Source organism: Streptosporangium sp. NPDC048886 (assembly GCF_055586905.1).
On sequence record NZ_JBVJHH010000007.1, the window covers coordinates 1 to 20,218 of the forward strand.

18 protein-coding genes and 1 pseudogene are annotated in these 20,218 nt (G+C 70.7%); 12 read left to right on the forward strand and 7 right to left on the reverse strand.

The genetic code is table 11. From position 1 onward, the window contains the following. Together ACZ6R6_RS10075 and ACZ6R6_RS10080 are read left to right on the forward strand one after the other, a co-directional pair. Nucleotides 1-1,591 (forward strand): IS4 family transposase (locus ACZ6R6_RS10075; protein WP_470091902.1); only part of this gene is annotated, 1,591 nt, incomplete at its 5' end. 329 nt (nucleotides 1,592-1,920) lie between these two features. After that, nucleotides 1,921-2,778, forward strand: coding sequence for a GNAT family N-acetyltransferase (locus tag ACZ6R6_RS10080; protein WP_470091904.1), 858 nt, complete (start codon nucleotides 1,921-1,923; stop codon nucleotides 2,776-2,778). Between the two features lie 128 nt (nucleotides 2,779-2,906). Here the strand turns inward: ACZ6R6_RS10080 and ACZ6R6_RS10085 are convergent, their stop codons facing one another. Beyond that, the gene (locus ACZ6R6_RS10085; RefSeq protein ID WP_470091906.1) at nucleotides 2,907-3,122 is read right to left on the reverse strand and encodes a hypothetical protein; all 216 of its coding nucleotides are present in this window, start codon (nucleotides 3,120-3,122) and stop codon (nucleotides 2,907-2,909) included. 446 nt (nucleotides 3,123-3,568) lie between these two features. Here ACZ6R6_RS10085 and ACZ6R6_RS10090 point away from each other — a divergent pair, with 446 nt between their 5' ends. The 3 genes and pseudogenes from ACZ6R6_RS10090 (at nucleotide 3,569) to ACZ6R6_RS10100 (ending at nucleotide 5,058) form a co-directional block, all read left to right on the forward strand. Further along, nucleotides 3,569-4,024 carry a hypothetical protein gene (locus ACZ6R6_RS10090; RefSeq protein ID WP_470091908.1) on the forward strand — a complete coding sequence of 152 codons (456 nt, stop codon included), beginning with the start codon at nucleotides 3,569-3,571 and terminating at the stop codon, nucleotides 4,022-4,024. 276 nt (nucleotides 4,025-4,300) lie between these two features. Continuing rightward, a pseudogene (locus ACZ6R6_RS10095) lies at nucleotides 4,301-4,492 on the forward strand (hypothetical protein); the annotation flags it as partial. A gap of 41 nt (nucleotides 4,493-4,533) precedes the next feature. Then, nucleotides 4,534-5,058, forward strand: coding sequence for a P-loop nucleotide/nucleoside kinase family protein (locus ACZ6R6_RS10100; RefSeq protein WP_470091910.1), 525 nt, complete (start codon nucleotides 4,534-4,536; stop codon nucleotides 5,056-5,058). Nucleotides 5,059-5,241: 183 nt separating this feature from the next. Here the strand turns inward: ACZ6R6_RS10100 and ACZ6R6_RS10105 are convergent, their stop codons facing one another. Next, nucleotides 5,242-5,715 (reverse strand): hypothetical protein, encoded by a 474-nt coding sequence (locus tag ACZ6R6_RS10105; RefSeq protein ID WP_470091912.1) that lies wholly within the window; start codon nucleotides 5,713-5,715, stop codon nucleotides 5,242-5,244. 26 nt (nucleotides 5,716-5,741) lie between these two features. Continuing rightward, nucleotides 5,742-6,584 (reverse strand): DUF4158 domain-containing protein, encoded by an 843-nt coding sequence (locus tag ACZ6R6_RS10110; protein WP_470091914.1) that lies wholly within the window; start codon nucleotides 6,582-6,584, stop codon nucleotides 5,742-5,744. A 242-nt stretch (nucleotides 6,585-6,826) separates the two neighbouring features. Here ACZ6R6_RS10110 and ACZ6R6_RS10115 point away from each other — a divergent pair, with 242 nt between their 5' ends. Beyond that, nucleotides 6,827-7,270 carry an SRPBCC family protein gene (locus ACZ6R6_RS10115; RefSeq protein ID WP_470091916.1) on the forward strand — a complete coding sequence of 148 codons (444 nt, stop codon included), beginning with the start codon at nucleotides 6,827-6,829 and terminating at the stop codon, nucleotides 7,268-7,270. 27 nt (nucleotides 7,271-7,297) lie between these two features. Here ACZ6R6_RS10115 and ACZ6R6_RS10120 read toward each other — a convergent pair whose 3' ends face one another. From ACZ6R6_RS10120 to ACZ6R6_RS10135, 4 genes are all read right to left on the reverse strand, one after another. Next, nucleotides 7,298-7,843, reverse strand: a complete 546-nt coding sequence (locus ACZ6R6_RS10120; RefSeq protein ID WP_470091918.1) for an FxsA family protein — start codon at nucleotides 7,841-7,843, stop codon at nucleotides 7,298-7,300. 93 nt (nucleotides 7,844-7,936) lie between these two features. Continuing rightward, complete coding sequence (locus ACZ6R6_RS10125; protein ID WP_470091920.1) at nucleotides 7,937-8,683, reverse strand: polyprenol monophosphomannose synthase; 747 nt, start codon at nucleotides 8,681-8,683, stop codon at nucleotides 7,937-7,939. Beyond that, the gene (lnt, locus tag ACZ6R6_RS10130; protein WP_470091922.1) at nucleotides 8,683-10,350 is read right to left on the reverse strand and encodes an apolipoprotein N-acyltransferase; all 1,668 of its coding nucleotides are present in this window, start codon (nucleotides 10,348-10,350) and stop codon (nucleotides 8,683-8,685) included. Before lnt ends, ACZ6R6_RS10125 begins: the two co-directional genes overlap by 1 nt. 561 nt (nucleotides 10,351-10,911) lie before the next feature. Further along, nucleotides 10,912-13,212: a HelD family protein gene (locus tag ACZ6R6_RS10135; protein WP_470092343.1), complete on the reverse strand. Its 2,301-nt coding sequence runs from the start codon at nucleotides 13,210-13,212 to the stop codon at nucleotides 10,912-10,914. A 224-nt stretch (nucleotides 13,213-13,436) separates the two neighbouring features. Between ACZ6R6_RS10135 and ACZ6R6_RS10140 the strand changes: the two genes are divergently transcribed. From ACZ6R6_RS10140 to ACZ6R6_RS10165, 6 genes are all read left to right on the forward strand, one after another. Next, nucleotides 13,437-14,633: an ROK family transcriptional regulator gene (locus ACZ6R6_RS10140; RefSeq protein ID WP_470091924.1), complete on the forward strand. Its 1,197-nt coding sequence runs from the start codon at nucleotides 13,437-13,439 to the stop codon at nucleotides 14,631-14,633. A 68-nt stretch (nucleotides 14,634-14,701) separates the two neighbouring features. After that, nucleotides 14,702-16,039 (forward strand): extracellular solute-binding protein, encoded by a 1,338-nt coding sequence (locus tag ACZ6R6_RS10145; RefSeq protein WP_470091926.1) that lies wholly within the window; start codon nucleotides 14,702-14,704, stop codon nucleotides 16,037-16,039. A 6-nt stretch (nucleotides 16,040-16,045) separates the two neighbouring features. Continuing rightward, complete coding sequence (locus tag ACZ6R6_RS10150; protein ID WP_470091928.1) at nucleotides 16,046-16,993, forward strand: carbohydrate ABC transporter permease; 948 nt, start codon at nucleotides 16,046-16,048, stop codon at nucleotides 16,991-16,993. After that, on the forward strand, nucleotides 16,990-17,883 hold the full coding sequence (locus ACZ6R6_RS10155; RefSeq protein WP_470091930.1) for a carbohydrate ABC transporter permease: 894 nt from the start codon (nucleotides 16,990-16,992) through the stop codon (nucleotides 17,881-17,883). Before ACZ6R6_RS10150 ends, ACZ6R6_RS10155 begins: the two co-directional genes overlap by 4 nt. Next, complete coding sequence (locus ACZ6R6_RS10160; RefSeq protein WP_470091932.1) at nucleotides 17,880-19,139, forward strand: 6-phospho-beta-glucosidase; 1,260 nt, start codon at nucleotides 17,880-17,882, stop codon at nucleotides 19,137-19,139. Before ACZ6R6_RS10155 ends, ACZ6R6_RS10160 begins: the two co-directional genes overlap by 4 nt. Continuing rightward, nucleotides 19,136-20,104, forward strand: coding sequence for an N-acetylglucosamine kinase (locus ACZ6R6_RS10165; protein WP_470091934.1), 969 nt, complete (start codon nucleotides 19,136-19,138; stop codon nucleotides 20,102-20,104). The genes ACZ6R6_RS10160 and ACZ6R6_RS10165 overlap by 4 nt, the downstream gene beginning before the upstream one ends. Nucleotides 20,105-20,218 lie beyond the last annotated feature (114 nt).

Genomic DNA, 20,218 nt, shown 5'->3' on the forward strand with positions numbered 1-20,218 from the left:
TGTCCCCTTCGAGTTGGTCGACGCGGTCCTCGCCGACACCAGAACCGTGCAGCGCAGGCTGCGGGATCTACCCTCACGGGTCGGGGTGTACTTCACGCTTGCGCTCGGCCTATTCCCGCGCATGGGCTACCTGCGGGTATGGGACAAACTGGTCGCCGGCCTGCACGGCCTTGCCGTGCCCACCCCGTCCGACAAGGCGCTGCGTGATCTGCGCCGCCGCATAGGATCAGCCCCGCTGAAGGCGTTGTTCGAGGTGCTGGCCGGACCCATAGCTCAGCCGCACACCCCGGGCGTGTGCTACCGCCGCTGGCGCACCGTCGCCTTCGACGGCTGCAGCTCCCTGAAGGTCCCCGACACGACCCGCAACCGCGACCACTACGGCCGCGCCTGCTACCGCCAAGCCTGGGCGGGCTATCCGATGCTGATGCTCATGACGCTGGTCGAGACCGGCACCCGCGCCCTGATCGGCGCCACCTTCGGCGCTCCTGCCGCAGGCGAGAGCACCTACGCGCTGCGCCTGCTACAGCATCTGCGCTCCGACATGCTCGTGCTGGCCGACCGCGCCTTCGACGCCGACGCCTTCCTCAGGGAGGTCACCGCCACCGGCGCCCAACTGCTGGTCCGTATCCGCACCAGTCGCCGCCCACCGGTGCTGGCTCAGCTATCCGATGGCTCGTTTCTGTCCGTTCTGGCCGGTCTGAAGGTCCGTATCATCGACGCCGACGTGATCGTGACCTTGGCCGACGGCCGCCGCGTCCAGGGCCGCTACCGGCTGGTCACCACCCTGACCGACCACCGCACCGATCCGGCCGAGCAACTGATACAGCTCTACCACGAGCGCTGGGAGATCGAATCGGCCTATCTGGCACTGCGCCACACCCTGATGACCGGCGCCGTGCTGCGCTCGGGCGACCCGGCCGGCATCGAACAGGAGATGTGGGCCGCGCTCACCCTTTACCAAGTCCTGCGCCGGGCCATGACCGACGCCGTGGAGACGTGTCCGGGCACCGACCCCGATCGGGCCTGCTTCACCACCGCCCTGCAACGGGCCCGCGAGCAGGTCATCACCGCCCACCGGATCCTGCCCGATACCGATGACGGCGCTGTCGATCTGCTGGGCGGTATCGGCCGGGCGGTCCTGGCCGGCCTGCTGCCCGCGCGCCGCCGGCGCCTCAGCATTCGCAAGGTCAAGTCCCCGATCTCCCGCTACCACACCCATCGCACCGACGACCGGCCACCAGGCAGCGTGACCATCACCAGCCTGTGCTTCCTGATCCACCATGGACGCACCGCACCACCTGCCGTACAGCCACGCCCCCTGCGATCGTGGGCATTGGACCGCCACCTGGCCGATACCACCCGGCCCACCCCAGCCGCCCGCCGGGACAAGCCCGCCGCCCGAGCCCGCATCGGACGCAAACAACACGTCCTCGCCCTCATGCAGACTCAGCTCGGCCGCTCCTGGCACGCGCGCGAGGTCGGACAGCTACTCGGCGTCCCGGACCTACACAGTTTCTGCGTGCAGATGGCCCAATGGGCACGCCAAGGTCTGATCCGCAAGACCGGCCATGGCATCTACACCCTGCCTTGACACAGGTCCCACGACCTTAACTACGCGGCCTTGGTTCAAGGCGGCCCGCTCCCCTCCGGGGATCGGGCCGCTGGCGTTCGCAGGCCGGGCTGCGGCTCTTCGGCCGGTCCCGATCCGCGCCGCCCACACCCCGCGAGCGGTTGCCGAAAGAATCCAGGCCTCGACGATGAGGGCCGGGAGCAGATGGACCAGGCACTCTCTTGTATGTCCGCCGACCGAAAATCCGGTCAAGGGAAGGAATGACTTGGCGGAATCCTCATCCGGCTCCTTCCCCTGCCGCTGTCACCAGTTCAAGACTGGATCAAGGCTCTCAACCCAGAGGGGGAGTTATGGACCTCAAACTGCGGCCGGGCACGCCCGAGGACGCCGAGACCTGCGGACGCATATGTTACGAGGCCTTCAGCACGCTCGCCGGCGAGCACAATTTCCCTCCGGACTTCCCTGCCCCTGAGGTAGCGGCCGGGCTGCTGTCGACGCTGCTCGGCCACCCCGGCTTCCACTCAGTGGTGGCCGAGATGAACGGCGACGTCGTGGGCAGCAACTTCCTGGATGAACGTTCGACGATTCCCGGCGTCGGCCCGGTCACCGTGGATCCCGCCGTCCAGAACCACGGGGTGGGCCGAGCCCTGATGCAATACGTGATTCAGCGTGCCGTAGACCATGGCACCCCGGGAATCCGTCTGCTGCAGGCCGCCTACCACAACCGTTCGCTGTCGTTGTACGCCAAGCTCGGCTTCCAGGTCCGCGACCTGCTCGCCTGCATGCAGGGCGCTCCCCCGAAAGGTGAGATTCCCGGCTATCGGGTACGGCGTGCCACGGCCGCCGATGCGCAGGCGTGCACTACCGTCTGCCGGCGCGTCCATGGGCATGATCGGGCTGGTGAGGTGAGCGACGCGCTCACGCAAGGTACCGCGCTGGTGGTCGAGCACGACGGACGGATCAGCGGCTACGCCACTGACCTGGCGTTTTTCGCCCATGCCGTGGGGGAGGGCAACGAGGATCTCAAAGCGCTGATCATGGCTGCCGATGCCTTCGGCGGTCCCGGCATCCTTGTGCCCATCACGAACGCCGAGCTGTTCCGGTGGTGTCTGGAACGGGATCTGCGGGTCGTGTATCTGATGACTTTGATGACCATTGGCCTGTATACCCCACCCCAGGGCGCCTACCTGCCAAGCGTCCTCTACTGAGACACGTCGGCCAGATAAGAGATCCATCAAGGCGCCACGCGTCCGCCCGGCGCTGACGCGCCGCCGGGCGTTCGCGGGCTGGGCATGCGGCCCTGGCGGCCGGCCCCGGCCCGCACCACCCACAGCGCTCAGCGAAAGTCGTCGAGCATCCCGAATAGAACATCGTCCATGGTCGGATCCGGCACAGTCAGCACCGTCTCCGGTCCGTCGACGTCGTCGGTGAGCCGTACCCGGTGGCGGCCTGGCGTCAGCTCGACGCCGTCGACCAGGATGCGCCCGTCCTCGGTGTGCTCGATGCCCTCGGAGACGACCAGAAGCGGAAAGCCCTCGTGTGATGTCTCCATGACCGGAGCTTCCCCGCTCCCCTGTCCGCTGTCCTGGGAACGGGGTGATACCGGTCAGGTGAAACCGTGACGATCGCTGGCGATGGATCCCACCGACCATGGTCGGGCGATCGACTGCCGCCCCCCTCCTGCATGGGGTCCCGGTAGCAATCGCGGAAAATCCAACGAACCCCACTCCTTCAGGGATGACCTGTTCTGATATGAGGGCACCGCAGGACTGGTGTGACGCTCGGGATGGGTCTGGCACGTGTCCGAGACAGCGTATGGCCCCGGTGATCACAAGCGTGTCTTCCACGGCTGTGAACTGCGTGTTCCTGCTCAGACAGAAACACCTGGACCAAGGATGCCATCGCGTTGTGGACTGGCATCGGCCGAAACGGCCCGTGCCTCCGCCATGTTGGCCACTCATGGCGGCGCGCGGTCGCTCGATGAAAAAGGAGAGAACAATGAGACCATTCACCAGGTCGGCCGGCGTCGCGGTGGCGATTGCCCTCGGAATCCCCATCTTTGTAGGCTTGCCCGCGGCCGCCGACGAGATCGGGGCCTATCTCAGTTGGTCCACCAAACCCCAGGTCGGTCCATGTGAAGGCAGGGCGGGCACAAGCAGAAAGATCGGCTCGTATACCCGGAGTCCGGGGAAAATCAACTCGAAGTGGTACGTCATTAATGCGAGCAAGAGCAGCGATGGTCAACTCAAGTCCCTGACCAGCGGCCAGGACACCGTCGTCAAGTACGACCAGTATCGCACCTGCCTCAAGGGCGGTAAATACAAGCTCACCTTCGCACCCACCAAATATAAGCACCGTACCCGGGTCTACACATACATTTGTTACGCCGACGGCAGATGCCAGCCGCCAGCCGTTATCACGAGCGGATGGAAGTCGGGTGTGGGCAAAAAGTGAACATCGCGGCCGACCGGTACTACATTCAGAGGTCTTGAGTGAGCAGGTCGCCACGCCGGCCGCGGTTCAGGCAACGCCAGCAGTGTTTCCCGGGCAGACGCTGAGGCGAGGCGACGACGGCGGAGCCGTACGGGCAGGCGCATGCCCCCATATGAGCCGATCTCGACTCGTCCGCGCGGGCCGGTTCCTCGATCGTTACCGGGCACACGCCCCAGCGGGAATCGCTGCCGGATTCAAGCCGTGTACGGGTCTCCCCGCCACCGATTCCTAGCGATAGAGGGGAGCGATCCTGCCGCGGGCTTCGACAAGGAGAAGTACAGGCGCCGGAACGAGGTCGAGCGCACGATCAACCGGCTCAAGCGCTCCCGCGCCGTGGCCACGCGCTACGACAAGCGCGCCTACGTCTTCCACGGCACCGTCACCGTGGCCTCCATCCGTCTGTGGCTCAGTCCGTGGTCGGGCAGATAAAGCGGTGGTCGTCTGATTGGCTTCCCTGCCACGATCTGGGTGTGACCACGTTGTTCCTGATGGTCGGCCTGCCAGGGGCCGGAAAGACCACGAGGGCTCGGCAGCTCGCTGCGGAGCACGGCGCGCTGCGCCTGACGCCCGACGACTGGATGATTCCCCTGTTCGGCGAGGCGGAGGCGGACGGGAAGCGCGACGTGCTGGAAGGACGCATGCTCTGGCTCGCCTTGGAGGCGGTCAAGCTGAGCACCAACGTCGTCGTGGACTACGGCTGCTGGTCACGGGACGAACGGTCTGCGATCCGCTGGCTGGTGGAGGCCGAGGACGCGTGCTTCCGCATGGTCTACCTGCCGGTAGACCACGCGACCCAACGCGCCCGTATCGCCCATCGCTGGGCGACCACCCCCGAGGAAACGTTGCCAATGTCCGAGGCCGACATCCTGCACGGGCGGGCGCACTTCGAGGAGCCCGACGCGGCGAAGCTGGAGGGCCGCGGGGCCGCCGGCCCGCCGCCCGGCTGGGCGGGCTGGCGGGAGTGGGCTGCCAACCGGTGGCCATCGTTCGCGTGACCGCTGCGGCCCACGGCAGCGCAGCCGTAGCGGTCGTGCCCGGAATGATCCGCCGGACAGACCCTAGGGTGCCCTCTAGACCTAGAGGGCACCCTAGAGGTCCATCGGCCGTCTGAGCTGGGCTCTAGTGCCTAGAGGGCACGGTGGCCAACGTGTGTAAACCTTCAGTTGATGATTGACGGATCAGTCTCGGCTGATGCTTTCCACCAGGCCTAGATCCTGTAGTCGATATGGCCGCTCGCCCGCAGCCGGTTGACCTCCTTGATGATCGTGCGCGGATGCACCGGCAGCTCCTCGCCCTCGAACAACACCCGGAATCGGGTCTCCTCCAAGACGACGGTGACGACCTTGCCGCGGATACCCATACGACCCGTCCAGCGCGGCGAGGTGCCCGTGATCACGCGGCAACCGTGGCGCGGCCTGCGTCACCGCCGACCGCAGACGAGGCCGGCCGATCCGTTCACCTCGGATCAGGCCGCCGATCTGCCCGTCGCTGATCTGCGGGTCGGTGATGATGGCCAGCAGATCATCCAGCAGCGCCCGCCGGTCTTCTCCGGCTTTGCCCCGTTCGGCCAGCGCGTCGCGCATCTTGCGTTCGGCCTTGCTCTCCCGCGCGGAGATCGCCTGGTCGAACAGCTGCACAACCTCGTCGAGCACGTCGGTCGCCGACTGCGCCAGCAGCGTCAGCAGGATCGGGTACCGGCGCTGCGGTCGCGGCGTTCCAGCGCCTGCGCGGTCAACCGCCGGCCGACCGTGGCCAGGAACCTGCGCCGCTCGGCAGGCAGCGCCGACAGGTCCAGACTGTCCGCGCCCAACGAGCGCAGGAACTCCAGCTTGGCGACCTCGGCCATCACCGCGGCCGGGGACGCCTCCACCGGGCCGGTGGCCAGCCACCGCAGACGGGTCATGCGGATCTCCGGATCGGTGATCAGCAGCCCGTCCAGCGCGGCGCACCGTGCCTCGGTGAACTCGTGCGCCCGCCGGTCGAACGTCTCCCGCTGCGCCTCGGCGCGGGCGTGGGCGACCCGCTCGACCACGGTCACCGGTCCCGGACGGATCACGCGTGCCGAGATCAGGTACTCGCACCCGAGCCGGAACAGCAGGGTCGGCGAGTCGTGCTCCATCGCCCTGGCGAGCAGGAACTCGTCTAGTTCCTTGAGCTCCAGCGTGGTCGGCAGCCGCCACCCCAGATACTTCGCCACCAGCCGCAAACGCTCGGTCCGCGTCTTCGCCCGCCGCCCGTACGAGCGCAGCCCGGCCGGGTCGACGCCGAACTGCTCGGCCAGCCTGGCCACCGCCACCGGCGGGGCCGAAAGCGCCTTGTCCGGCACGAACCCCAGCCACGGCAACGTGCATAACACCACGGCCAAGCCGAGCCGGTCCGCCGGACCACGGCCCCGACCGGGATCGACGAACGCGACATCCGCCGGAGTCAGGGTGAACAACCTCGCTAGCTCGTCCCTGCCAATCTCCGGGAACCCCCGCAGGCGCTCCAGCTCCTCGTCCGCGAACGCCTGCGTCGCCAAGAACGACCTCCCGCCAGACCCACAGATTCCCAGCTCAGAAGCCTACCCAGCCATATCCGCCCGATTCTCGGCGAGTACTACGGGGACCCCGGTAGGCAGCGCGGTCAACGGGCCCCGCCGCGGGCCGCCCCGGGCCGGGCGGGGTGATCCCGGCCGGCAGCCGGAGGTTCTCCCCGGAGTCCGCCCCGCCCAGGAGACGGGCCGGGGTTTCGGCGGTGGCGGCTGCGCGGAAGGATCGGAAGGTGACTCACTCCCGCATCAGCGTCTCGGTGGAGGCGGCCGCAGCGCCGGAACGGGTGTTCTCCGTGCTGACCGATTGGCCGCGCCACGGCGAGTGGATGGTCCTGACCCGCGCGCGCGTCGCCGCCGGCGACGGCCGGAGCGTGGGGAGCCGGCTGGCCGCCTTCAGCGGGCTGGGCCCCGTCGGGTTCCTCGACACCATGGAGATCACCGAGTGGGATCCGCCCACGGCGGTGGCGGTCCGGCACACCGGGCGGCTGGTGCGCGGCACCGGGGTCTTCCGCGTGCTGCCCCGCGAGGGCGGTGGCAGCACGATCGTCTGGGAGGAGGAGCTCGACCTGCCGTACGGCCCGGCCGGGCGGCTCGGCTGGCCGCTGGTCCGGCCGCTGAGCGCGGCGCTGCTACGGCTCTCGCTCCGCCGCCTGGCCGACCTCAGCGGCCGGTGACGCCGCCGGAGCCGTTACCTGCGGGGCTCAGCGGCCGGTGATGCCTCGACCGGAGTCGTGACCGGCGGAGCCGCCCGGCTCGTCCCGGATGACCTCGCCGTGGATGACCGGGCCGGAAGCGTCCCGCTGGCCGGGCACCCCGCCGAAGGGCGAGTCCACGCCGCCGAACGGCGTGCCGAGGCCGGGGCCCGCCGTCCGCTCGGCGAGGGTGCGGATCCGGCGGGCGAGGAACCGGGCGCCGAGCGCGCGCACCAGCGGCTGGGTGAACGGCAGGAGGAACAGCAGGCCGACGATGTCGGTGAGGAAGCCCGGGATCGCCAGCAGCACCCCGCCGGCGACGGTCATGGCGCCGCCGGGCGCCCCCGGCTCGGGCATCCGGCCGGTCTGCATCGCCTCCTGGAGCTTGCGCCAGGCCTTGCGCCCCTCCCGGCGGACGATCCAGGAACCGAGGAGTGCCCCGGCGGCCAGCAGGGCGACCGCGGGCCACACGCCGATGGCCTGGCCGATCCGGACGGACACCAGGATCTCCAGGACCGGGACCGCCAGAAAGGCGAGAACCAGCAGAAAGCGCATTTTTCCCTCAACTCACACGGCAGCCGTACGGAAGTGACAACGCACCGGAGCGCCGTAGCGTTCCGCCGTCACCCGGGCGGCGCCGGTCCGGCTTCAGCGCGGCGGGCGGCGCAGGCGTCCGGGGAGGCCGGAGAAGCCCCACAGGGTGACCCGCCACAGCGCCTCCCCCACGACGGCCCGGCTCATCTTGCTCGCCCCGACGGTGCGGTCCACGAACATGATGGGCACCTCGGTGACGCGCAGGCCGTGGCGGACCGTGCGCAGGGTCAGGTCCACCTGGAAGCAGTAGCCCTGCGACTCCACGTCGTCGAGGCCGATCTTCTCCAGGGTGGCGGCGCGGTAGGCGCGGAACCCCGCGGTGGAGTCACGGACCGGGAGGCCGAGCATCATCCGGGTGTAGATGTTGGCGCCGCGCGACAGGAACTCCCGCGAGCCGGGCCAGTTGACCACCTTGCCGCCGGGCACCCACCGGGAGCCGATCACCAGGTCGGCCCCGTCGGCCAGTGCCTCCAGCAGCTTGGGCAGCTCCTCGGGCTGGTGGGAACCGTCGGCGTCGATCTCCACCAGGACGTCGAAGCCCTCGGCCAGCCCCCAGCGGAAGCCGGCGATGTAGGCGGCGCCCAGGCCCTGCTTGCCCGGCCGGTGCAGCACGTGGACGTGGTCGTCCTCGGCGGCCAGCGCGTCGGCGACCGCGCCGGTGCCGTCGGGGCTGTTGTCGTCGGCGACCAGCAGGTGCGCCTCGGGCAGCACGGTGCGCAGCCGCCCGACGATCATCGGCAGGTTCTCCCGCTCGTTGTACGTCGGGACGATGACGAGCACCCGGCCAAGCATCCGCTCCATCACGCGTCTCCCACCTGCTGGTCACCTTCCTGGTTCACGGAGTGCACCAGGCTACGGGGCCGCCGCCGCCAGGCGGCGGCCAACGCGCCCGCACTCACAAGTATCAAGGCCCATTCGGGCAGCGCCCCCACACGGGTGGCGATCGTTTCGGCGGTTCTGACCGGAACGGTCAGCACCTTCGCCGCGGGGACGAGCTCTCCGGTGCGCCAGGCGACCGTGCCATCGGGGGTCACGTAGGCGGATATACCCGTGATCGCGGAGGTTACCACCGCGCGGTTGTGTTCGACGGCGCGCAGTTGGGACATGGCCAGCTGCTGGGCCGGCAGGTTGGTCAGCGCGTAGGTGGCGTTGTTGGTCTGCACCACCAGGGGGCTGGCGCCCGTCCGGGCGGTGTCGCCCACGACGCCGTCGAAGGCCACCTCGTAGCAGTTGATCGCGCCGACCGTCACCGGGCCCAGCTTCAGGTCGCCGTCGCGGGTGCCGGGCACCGACTGCTTGCCGACCAGGCCCGCCCGCTCGAACAGGGCCAGCACGAGGGACTTGAGCGGGGTGTATTCGCCGAAGGGGACGAGCTGCTGCTTGTCGTAGTAGGCGCCGGGGCCGGTGACCGGGTCCCACACCAGGCTGCGCGTGGCGCGGTTGTCCTGCCCGACGCCCACGACGGCGCCGACCAGGACGGGCACCCCGATGTCCTTCACCGCCGCGTCGATCTCGCGGCGGGCGAAGTCGCTGCGGTAGGGGTCGATGTCGGTGGAGTTCTCCGGCAGCACGACGATGTCCGGCCGGGGCGTCCGCCCCTCCCGTACGGCCTGTGCCATCTCGTGGAGCATGCGGGTGTGGTTGCCCAGGACCACGGCCGGCTCGTCCCCGAGGGGGTGCATGCCCCGGCCCGGGACGTTGCCCTGGATGACGCCGACGGTGACGGTCCTGCCCTCGTCGCCGGGGCGGGGGACGGCGTAGGCGGCGGCGGGCACGGCCAGCAGCCCGGCGAGCGGCAGGGCGACCGCCCGGCCCCGGCGGGGGGCGGCCGCGAGCCGGAGCGCCAGCAGCGCGGTCAGGGCGCCGCACAGGGCCACCGCGAAGGTCACCAGCGGCGCCCCGCCGAGGGCCGCGTAGGGGGTGAAGGGCGACTCCCCCTGGCTGAAGGCCACCCGCGCCCAGGGGAAGCCGCCGAACGGGAACTGCCCCCGGGCCCACTCCATCGTCACCCACAGCGCGGCACTCCACAGCGGCCACAGGGGCAGCCGGACGGCCAGGGCGGTGCCTGCGGCCCAGGCCGCGTAGAAGAGGCTCTCCAGCGCCACCAGGCCCAGCCAGGCGTCCGTCCCGATCGGGCTGACCCAGTGCAGGGCGGGCAGCAGGAGGGCCAGGCCGGTGAGGAGGCCGAGCCACAGGGCGCGGCGGGGGCGCGAGCCGTGCACCGACAGCACGGCGAGCGCCAGGCCGAACGGCGCGAGGAACCACAGCCCGAGCGGCGGGAAGGCGAGGAAGAGCAGCAGGCCGCCGGCGACCGCGCCCGCGGCCCGGACCGGGAGCGCCCGGCGCGAGGCTCCGTCCGGGCCCTGCGCCGCGGCGGCCCCTGCGGGCCGGGGCCCGTCGGACGGGCCGTCGGGGCCCTGTGGTCCGGCCGCTCCGGACGCCGGGGCGGCCGTCTTCTCCTGCACCACGGGCGGGGCTCCTTGCGGTGTCGTGCGGACGGTGACGCCCGGTCTTCCCGGCCCGGCTCACGCACCCGGCTCTCTAGCCCGAACGGTACCGCTCACCGCGGCACACCCCAAAAAAGGGCGGCGGACCAGGGCCGTGAACGCGGCAACGGGGTGATCCCCAGGGGCGGACGGATGCCCTGGGGATCACCCCGACGCTTGCGGCGCTCGGCACGGGAGCGGGAAGAGGGCCCGGACCACCCTTCGGACCGGTTCCGTCCCGTCGGCGGCGAGCGCGGATTGCCGTTGTCTACTGGGTGCCCGGACCCCTCCTGGGTCCAACCCCCCGCCCGGTCGGGGTGCCCCGCCTCGACGGAACGCCGGCCCTGCGCCTGGCTGTGTGGACGGGGTCACCCCCGTCACGGGCGCAGGAACCGACGATGTCGAAAGGCGGCCAACCGGCCAGTCCCGTGCTGGACTGGGCAGCAAACTACCGACCCCAGCGCAGATGTCAACCGTGTCACTAACAGCGGAAACATCAAGTTTTCGCAGCTGGGACATGATCGACGAGAGCCGTCAATGGTCTCATGTGATCGGATGTCGCTCAAGTCGAGCAAGCGCTTCGGGAAGTGGGCCGGTGTGCACGACGCCAAGGCGCTGTGTCGCGCGGGTCATCGCGACGTAAAGGTCGCTCGCCCCGCGGGGCGACTCCCGCAGGATCAGCTCCGGCTCCACCACGATGACCCCGTCGAACTCCAGCCCCTTGGCCTGGGCGACCGTCAGGACCGCCGCCGGGGCGTCCAGGGCGGCCGACCCCGGCCCCACGACCGCGCCGTCGACGGCCCGGCTCACCATCTCGCCGAACTCCGCCACACCGGACTCGGGCACGATCACCACCAGGCGTCCGCCCTCGACGACCTCGGCCTTGACGACGTCGGCCAGCGCCTCCACCGGGGAGGCGGCCCAGGGGGCCGTACCCGTCTCTCGGACCGAGGTGGGCGCGACGAGACCGGGGCCGACCAGCGTGAGCACGTCGGCGGCCACGGCCATCAGCTCGGCCGGGGTGCGGTAGTTGACGCTGAGGTGCTCCTCGCGCCAGCGCCCGGACACGTACGGGTCGAGCACCCGGCCCCAGGAGCGCGCGCCGGCCGAGGAGCCGGTCTGCGCCAGGTCGCCGACGATCGTCATCGACCGGGTCGGCACGCGCCGCATCACCATCCGCCAGTCCATCGCCGACAGCTCCTGCGCCTCGTCGACGATGACGTGGCCGAAGGCCCAGGTACGGTCGGCGGCGGCGCGCTCGGCGGTGGTCAGGTAAACGTCGTCGCCCAGGTGCCGGGCGGCGAACTTCTCGGCGTCCATGATGTCGGACAGCCCGGTCAGCTCCAGCACCTCCTTGGCGTAGGTGAGCTGGTGCTGACGCTCGTCCAGGGCGGCGGCGCGCCGGGCGGCCTGTTCCTCCTCGGCGATCCACGCCCCGGCCCGCAGCACCGCCGGGTCGATGTCGCCGAGCAGCTCGGCGGCCTCGTCCAGCAGCGGCACGTCGGACTCGGCCCACCAGTTCTCCCCCTGGCGCGGCGGCTCGCGCAGCAGCAGCTCGCGCTCGGCGGCGCTGAAGTCGCCGGCGGCGTAGTCCAGCCGCTCGCCCGAGGTGAACAGCCCGATGAGGAGCTGCTGGGGGGTGGTGTAGGGCCACAGCCTGTTCAGCGCGGCCTTGACGGGACGCTCCGTGCGGAGGTCCTCGCGGAGGTCGGCCAGCTCGTCATCGTCGATCATGCCCTTGCCGAGCTGCCGGGCGGCCTGCCGGGCGAGCGCGTTGAGCAGGTGGCGGACGAAGACTCCGCGGGCCTCGTTGTGCGGCTTGCGGGAGCGGAGCGCCCGGGCGCGGGCGGCCTCCAGGACGCGGCCGTCGAGTCTGAGGGTGTAGCGGTCGAGGCGGATGTCGACCGGCTGGCGCGGCACCCGCTGCCGTTCGCGTACGGCCCGCGCCACCACCTCGGCCATCCGCCCGTCGCCCTTGAGCGCGGCGACCTCGGGCGCCTCCTTCACCGTGGCGACGACTCCCGGGTACAGCTCGGCGACCGTGGACAGCAGCACGTCGGTCTCGCCCAGGGAGGGCAGCACCTGCTCGATGTAGCGCAGGAAGGTCAGGTTGGGCCCGAGGATGAGCACGCCCCGGCGGGCCAGCTTGTCCCGGTGGGTGTAGAGGAGATAGGCCGCCCGGTGCAGGGCCACCACCGTCTTGCCCGTGCCCGGACCGCCCTGCACGACCAGCACGCCGCTCAGGTCCGAGCGGATGATGCGGTCCTGCTCGGACTGGATGGTGGCCACGATGTCGCGCATCCGCCCGGTGCGTTTGGCGGCGATGGAGGCCAGCAGCGCCGCCTCGCCGTTGAGGGTGGCCGCGGCGTCGTCGGTGAGGCTGTCGAGATCGAGCAGGTCGTCGTCGACCCCGATCACCTTGCGTCCCTTGGTCTGCAGGTGCCGGCGGCGGATGACGCCCATGGAGGCGGCCGGGGTGGCGCCGTAGAACGGTTGGGCCACCGGGGCCCGCCAGTCGATCAGCAGCCGCCGCTGCTCGTCGTCGGCCATGCCGATGCGGCCGATGTAGAGGGAGGTGCGGTCGGCGTTGTCGAGCCGCCCGAAGCACAGGCCGTTCTCGACCGCCCACAGGCGGCCCAGCCGTTCGGCGTACATCCCGGCGAACGTGTCGCGCTCGGAGCGGTTCTGGTGCGTGCCGCCGCTGCCGCCCTGCGCCAGCACCCCGTCCAGCTGCCGCTGGGTACGCTCGCGCAGCAGGTCGAGCCGCGCGTAGAGGCCGGAGACGTATTCCTGCTCCTTGGCGAGCTCGAGTTGACGGGTTGCCGTCGCTCCATTATCGTTGATAGTAATGGGATACTCCGGGCCATTGGCTTGTGGTTATGACAAACCATCACCTTAGCAGGTCCGTCGAGACATCCACCCCTCCCCCCGCCATCACAGGTTGATTTCGGCGCACCCCCTCCGCTTGACGCGATTCGCATGGGCTCCTTAGATTCACCTCGAGTTAGGAAACTTTCCTAACTCCGCTGTGCGGGGGACCGCACGGGATGTGCGGACACGGAGGACCTGTGACTCAGCCCACGCCGGGCACCCCCAGCCTGCTGCGCGCGATCAACGACCGCGCCGCCCTGCACGCGCTGCTGGAGCGCGGTGCGCTGACCCGTCCGGAGATCGGCGCCCTGACCGGCCTGTCCAAGCCCACAGCCTCCCAGCTGCTCGCCCGGCTCCAGGAGGCGGGCCTGGTCGTCCTGGACGGCATCCGCGAGGGGCTGCCCGGCCGCACCGCCGAGGTCTACCGGCTCAACCCGGCCGCCGCGCACGTCGCCGCGCTGGACGTCACCCCCGCGCACATCGACGCCAGAGTGGCCGACATCACCGGCACCGTGATCGGCGAGCACCGGCTGCCCACCCCCGGCCGCGCCTCCGGCGACGTGGTGGAGCGGGTGCGCGCCGCGCTGGAGGGCGCCGGCGCCCCCGCCGACCTGCGGCGCGCGGTCATCGGCGTGCAGGGCGCGCTCGACCCGGGCACCGGCAGGCTGGGCTACGCCACCAGCAAGGACATGCCCGGCTGGCACATCCCCGACCTGGTGCCCACCCTCAGCGGAGGGCTCGGCCTCCAGATCGCCGTCGAGAACAACGTCAACCTCGTCGCCCAGGCGGAGCAGGCGCACGGCGTGGCCCAGGGCCACCAGGACTTCGTGCTGCTCTGGGCCGACGAAGGGCTCGGCTCGGCACTGGTGCTGGGCGGCCGGCTGCACCGGGGCGCCACCGGCGGCGCCGGCGAGGTCGGCTACATGCCCACCCCCGGCGCGCCCACGGCCCGCGAGGCGGGGCGCTACGCCAACCACGGCTACCAGGCCCTCACCGGAGGCCCCGCCGTACTCAAGATCCTCAGGTCCTACGGCCTGCGCGGCACCACCTCCGCGCAGGCCGTGCGGAACGCCGTGCAGACCTCGCAGTCCACCGGCAGGCGCGCCGACGACGCCCGCGCCGGGCTGCGCGACATCGCCGCCCGGCTGGCGATCGGCCTGGCCTCGATCACCTCGGTCATCGACCCCGAGATCATCGTGCTGACCGGCGGCACCCTCCTGGCCGGCGGCGAGACGCTGCGCGAGCTCGTCGAGCACGAGCTGCACGCGCTCACCATCCCCCGGCCGCCCCTGCTGCTGTCGACCGTCGAGGGCAACCCCGTCCTGGCCGGGGCCCTCGACCTCGCCCTCGCCGCCACCCGCGACGAGGTCTTCGGCTCCACCGTCCCCTCCTGACCGCCCGATCCCCGTCCCCGAACCCCCGTCCTCTCGTGATCCCCCCCACACGCAAGGAGGCAGCCGTCGTGCACCGACGCTTTCTCATACTCGCCACGGCCACCCTCACGGCCGCGGCCCTGACCGCCTGCACCGCGGGCAAGGAGAGCGCGCCCGCGCTCGGGACCCAGCCCAAACCCTCGGGCTCGGCGTCCCTGCCCGCCACCGCCCTTGAGCTGTGGCACGGATTCTCGGCGCCCGCCGAGGTGAAGGCGTTCGAGGACGCCGTCGCCGGGTTCCGCCAGAAGTTCCCGCAGATCACCGTCAAACTGGTCAAGGGAGTCCAGGACGACCAGATCACCCAGGCGGTGCGCGGCGGGAAGGCCCCGGACGTCGCCTCCTCCTTCACCACCGACAACGTGGCCCAGTGGTGCAAGAGCGGAACGTTCCAGGACCTCACCCCGGTGATCCGGCAGGACGGCATCGACCTGTCGGTGCTGCCGGAGGCCTCGCGTTCCTACACCGAGTTCGAGGGCAGGCGCTGCGTGATGCCGCTGCTGGCCGACGCCTACGGGCTCTACTACAACAAGGCCCTGATGAAGGGCAGCCAGCCTCCCAAGACGCTGTCGGAGCTGACCGAGCTCACCAAGAAGCTCACCGTCCGCGACGCGGACGGGACCATCAAGGTCGCCGGTTTCATCCCGAGCTTCGAGTACTACGAGAACACCGCCTCGCACCTGGCCCCGATGGTCGGCGCCAAGTGGTACAACCCGGACGGCACCTCGGCGATCGGCTCCGACCCGGCCTGGAAACAGCTCCTGCGCTGGCAGAAGGAGCTCGTCGACTGGTACGGCTACGACAAGCTCGACAAGTTCCGCAAGAGCCTGGGCCAGGAGTGGTCGGCCGACCACCCGTTCTACAAGGGCAAGGTCGCCTTGATGCTCGACGGCGAGTGGCGCAACGCCATGATCGCCAACGAGGCCGGGAGCCTCGACTACGGCACCGCGCCGCTCCCCGTCGCCGACGACAGGCCCGAGCTGTACGGCAGCGGCTTCACCGCCGGCACCGTGATCGGCGTGCCCAAGGGCGCCAAGAACCCGCAGGCCGCCTGGGAGCTGGTGAAATATCTGACCACCGACACCACCGCCCTGGTCACCCTGTCCAACGCCCTGCGCAACGTGCCGACCACCAAGGCCTCGCTGGAGTCTCCGGACCTGAAGAAGGACGCGAACTTCCAGACCTTCATCGACATCTTCAGCCACCCCAAGACGAGCACGGTGCCCTCCAGCGTCAACAGCTCCTTCAACCAGGAGGCGATCCAGGAGTTCATGCACCAGTGGGAGAAGGGCTCGGTCAAGGATCTCGACGCCGGGCTCGCCGGGGTCGACAAGCGCGTCAACGACAAGCTGAAGCTCTCCGGGGGCTGATCCTTGATGAGCATCACCCACGCCGCGCCGCCCCGCCGGTGGCGCGGCGAGGGCCGCAAGGCCCTCCTCTGGATGTCGCCCTGGCTGATCGGGTTCGCGGTCTTCTTCGTCTACCCCCTCGCGGCGACGGTCTACTTCTCCTTCCAGCGCTACGACCTGTTCACGCTGGAGTTCGTCGGCCTGGACAACTACCGCTACTTCTTCCACGACGACCGGGCGTGGACCTCCATCAGGAACACGCTGTGGCTGGTGGTGTTCATGGTCCCCGCCCAGGTGCTCTTCGGCCTGGCCGTGGCCCAGCTGCTCACCCGTCTGAAGGCGGGCGCCGGCTTCTTCCGCACCGTGTTCTACCTGCCGTCGCTGGTGCCGCTGGTGGCCGGGACCGTCTCCTTCGTCTTCCTGATGAACCCCTCGGGACCGCTCAACCAGATCATCGACCTCTTCGGGATCACCGCGCCCGACTGGTTCGGTGACAAGGACTGGGCCAAACCCGGCCTGACCCTGCTGGCCATGTGGGGCATCGGCAACACGATGATGATCTTCCTTGCCGCGCTGCTGGACGTGCCCAAGCACCTGTACGAGGCCGCGGCCATCGACGGGGCCGGCGGCTGGCGGCAGTTCCGGAGCATCACGCTGCCGACGATCTCCCCGGTGCTGATGTTCTCCACGGTCACCGGCGTCATCTACGCCCTGCAGTACTTCACCCAGGCGATGATCGCCTCCCGGGTCGCCGCCGGGGTCACCGACTCCCCCGGCAGCGCCTTCGTACCGGGCTATCCCGAGCTGTCCACGCTGACGCTGCCCCAGTGGCTGTTCCACGCGGGCTTCCGCGACTTCAGCATGGGCTACGCCTGCGTGCTGGCGCTGCTGCTGTTCGCGGCTTCCATGATCTTCACCCTCGTCCTGCTCCGCCGGTTCCGCGCGTTCACCGACGACGAAGGAGGCAGCCGGTGACCACCCTGGCCACCAGACCCCCCGCCACCGCCTCCCCCGTCCGCCGGGCCGGCGCGCGCGGCGGACGCGTCCGCAGGACGCTGTACTGGATCGCCACCCACGCCCTCGCCGTGGCGCTGTCGGTGATGTTCATCGGCCCTCTGGTGTTCGTGGCGCTGACCGCGCTGATGACCGACGACCAGGCGCTCACCGGCGAGCTGTGGCCGGATACCTGGAACTGGGGCAACTTCGCCGAGGTGTTCGCCAGGTCGCACCTGCTGGGCTGGCTGGGCAACACGTTCATGTACGCCGGGCTGGGCACCCTGTTCATGCTGCTGTCGTCGGTCCCGGTGGCCTACGCGATGGCCCGCTTCCGCTTCCGGGGACGCAAGCTGGCCTTCCTGGCGGTCATCACGATGATGATGCTGCCCCCGCAGGTCGTCGCCGTCCCGGTCTATCTCCTCTGGGCGCGTCTGGAGCTCACCGGCACGCTGTGGCCGCTGATCCTGCCGATGCTGCTCGGCGACGCCTTCTCCATCTTCCTGCTGCGGCAGTTCCTGATCACGATCCCCAAGGAGTACACCGAGGCCGCCCGCGTGGACGGCTGCTCGGACTTCAGGACCCTGGTCAGGGTGATCCTGCCGATGGCACGGCCGGCGATCGCGGCGGTGGCCCTGTTCCAGTTCTTCTACTGCTGGAACGACTACTATGGCCCGCTGCTTTACGCCCAGATCAACGAGGAAAACTGGACGCTCTCCCTCGGGCTGGCGTCCTTCCGGGCACTGCACAGCGTGCAGTGGAACCTCACCATGGCGGCGACCCTTCTCGTCATGGCCCCAGTGATCATCGTGTTCTTCTTCGCCCAGAGGGTCTTCATCGAGGGCGTGACGCTGACAGGAGTAAAAGGGTGAAACTCGCCGTTGTCGGGGGCGGCTCGACATACACGCCGGAGCTGATCGACGGATTCGCGCGGCTCCGCGACGAGCTGCCCCTCACAGAGATCGCGCTGGTCGATCTGGACATCCGCCGGCTGGAGCTGATCGCCGGGATGGCCCGCCGGATGCTGGCGCACACCGGCCACCCGGCCGAGGTCGTCGCGACGACCTCGGTCGAGGAGGGCGTGGCCGGGGCCCAGGCGGTCCTGTTCCAGCTGCGCGTCGGCGGCCAGGCCGCGCGCGAGGTGGACGAGACGCTGCCGCTGGAGTGCGGCTGCGTCGGCCAGGAGACCACCGGCGCGGGCGGCCTGGCCAAGGCCCTGCGCACGGTCCCGGTGGTGCTGGACATCGCCGAGAAGGTCCGCCGGCACGCGCCCGACGCCTGGATCGTCGACTTCACCAACCCGGTGGGCATCGTCACCAGGGCGCTGCTGGAGGCCGGCCACCGGGCCATCGGCCTGTGCAACGTGGCCATCGGCTTCCAGCGCCGCTTCGCCGCGCAGCTGGGCGTCGCGCCGGAGCGGATCTCCCTGGGCCACGTCGGCCTGAACCACCTCACCTGGGAACGCGCCGTCCACCTGGACGGGGTGGACGTCCTGCCGGAGCTGCTGGACGTCCACGGTGAGGAGATCGCCCAGGACATCGGCCTGACGGCCGGCCTGATCCGCCGCCTCGGCGTGGTGCCCTCCTACTACCTGCGCTACTTCTACGAGCACGATCTCGTGGTGGAGGAGCAGCGCTCCAAGCCGTCGCGCGCGGCGGAGGTCGCGGCGATGGAGGCGGCGCTGCTGGAGCTGTACGCCGACCCGTCGGTGAACACCAAGCCCGAGCTGCTGGGCAAGCGCGGCGGGGCGTTCTACTCCGAGGCCGCGGTGGCGCTGATCGCCTCGCTGCTCGGCGACCGCGGCGACACCCAGGTGGTCAACCTGCGCAACGACGGCACGCTGCCGTTCCTGGCCGACGACGCGGTCATCGAGGTCCCGGCCAGGATCACCGCCGCGGGGGCGGCGGCGCTGCCCGTGGACCCCGTCGAGCCGCTCTTCGCCGGGCTCATCGCCCACGTCACCGCCTATGAGACGCTGGCGCTGGAGGCCGCTCTGCACGGCGGCCGGCAGCGCGTCTCGGACGCGCTGCTGGCCCACCCGCTGATCGGCCAGGCCGCGCTGTCGGACGACCTGGCCCGGCGGCTCGTCGACGCCAACCGCCGGCACCTGCCCTGGACGACCGCGTGAGAACCGTCCTGGCCGTGGACGGCGGCAACAGCAAGAGCGACGTCGCGCTGGTCGGCGAGGACGGCTCCGTCCTGGCCACCGGCCGCGGCGGGGCCTTCGAGCCGCAGAGCGCCGGGGTGGGGGCCGCGGTCGACGTGATCGGCGACGCCGTACGGCTGCTCGGCCCGGACCTCACGCCGCCGTTCGCCGACCACGTGGCCGCCTACGTGGCCGGTGCCGACCTGCCGGTCGAGGAGGAGACCATCCGCGACGAGATCCTCGCCCGCGAGTACGGCCGGGACGTGGTCGTCGGCAACGACACCTTCGCCCTGCTGCGCGCCGGGGCCTCCGGGCCGGCGGGTGTGGCCGTGGTGTGCGGGGCGGGTGTCAACGCCGTGGGGGTCTCCCCCACCGGCGAGGTGGCCAGGTATCCGGCCCTGGGCCGGCTCACCGGCGACTGGGGCGGCGGGATGGGCCTGGGAGAGGAGGCGCTCTGGCACGCCGTCCGGGCCGAGGACGGCCGGGGCCCGGCGACCGCCCTGGAGCGCGCGGTCGCCGAGCACTTCGGCACCCGGACCGTCGAGGAGGTGGCGCTCGGCATCCACTTCGGCGAGCTGCCCCTGCTCGGGCTGCACGGGCTGGTGCCGGTGCTGATGGCCGTCGCCGCCGGCGGCGACGCGGTGGCCCGCTCGATCGTGGCGCGGATGGCCGAGGAGGTCACCGTCCTCGCGGTGGTCGCGCTCCGCCGCCTGAACCTGCTGGACACCCCGATGGAGGTGGTCCTGGGCGGCGGCGTGCTGACCGCCCGTGACCCGCTGCTGAGCGGCCTGATCGAGCGGCGCTTCGCCGAGCAGGCCCCCCAGGCCAAGCTGATCGTCGTGGACGTCCCGCCCATCGTGGGCGCCGCGCTGCTCGGCCTGGACGCCCTGGGCGCCACCGAGGAGGCCAAAACCCGGCTGCGCGCCCACTTCCACGCGATGGCGTGAGCCCTTCCGGTACGGCTCGCGCCCCGGCGGGCGTGAGCCGCACCGCCATCGCGTCCCCGGCGCGGGCGGAGGCGGGCCCGCGGCTCCGGGGGAAGGGCCGCTCCTGCCCTCCCC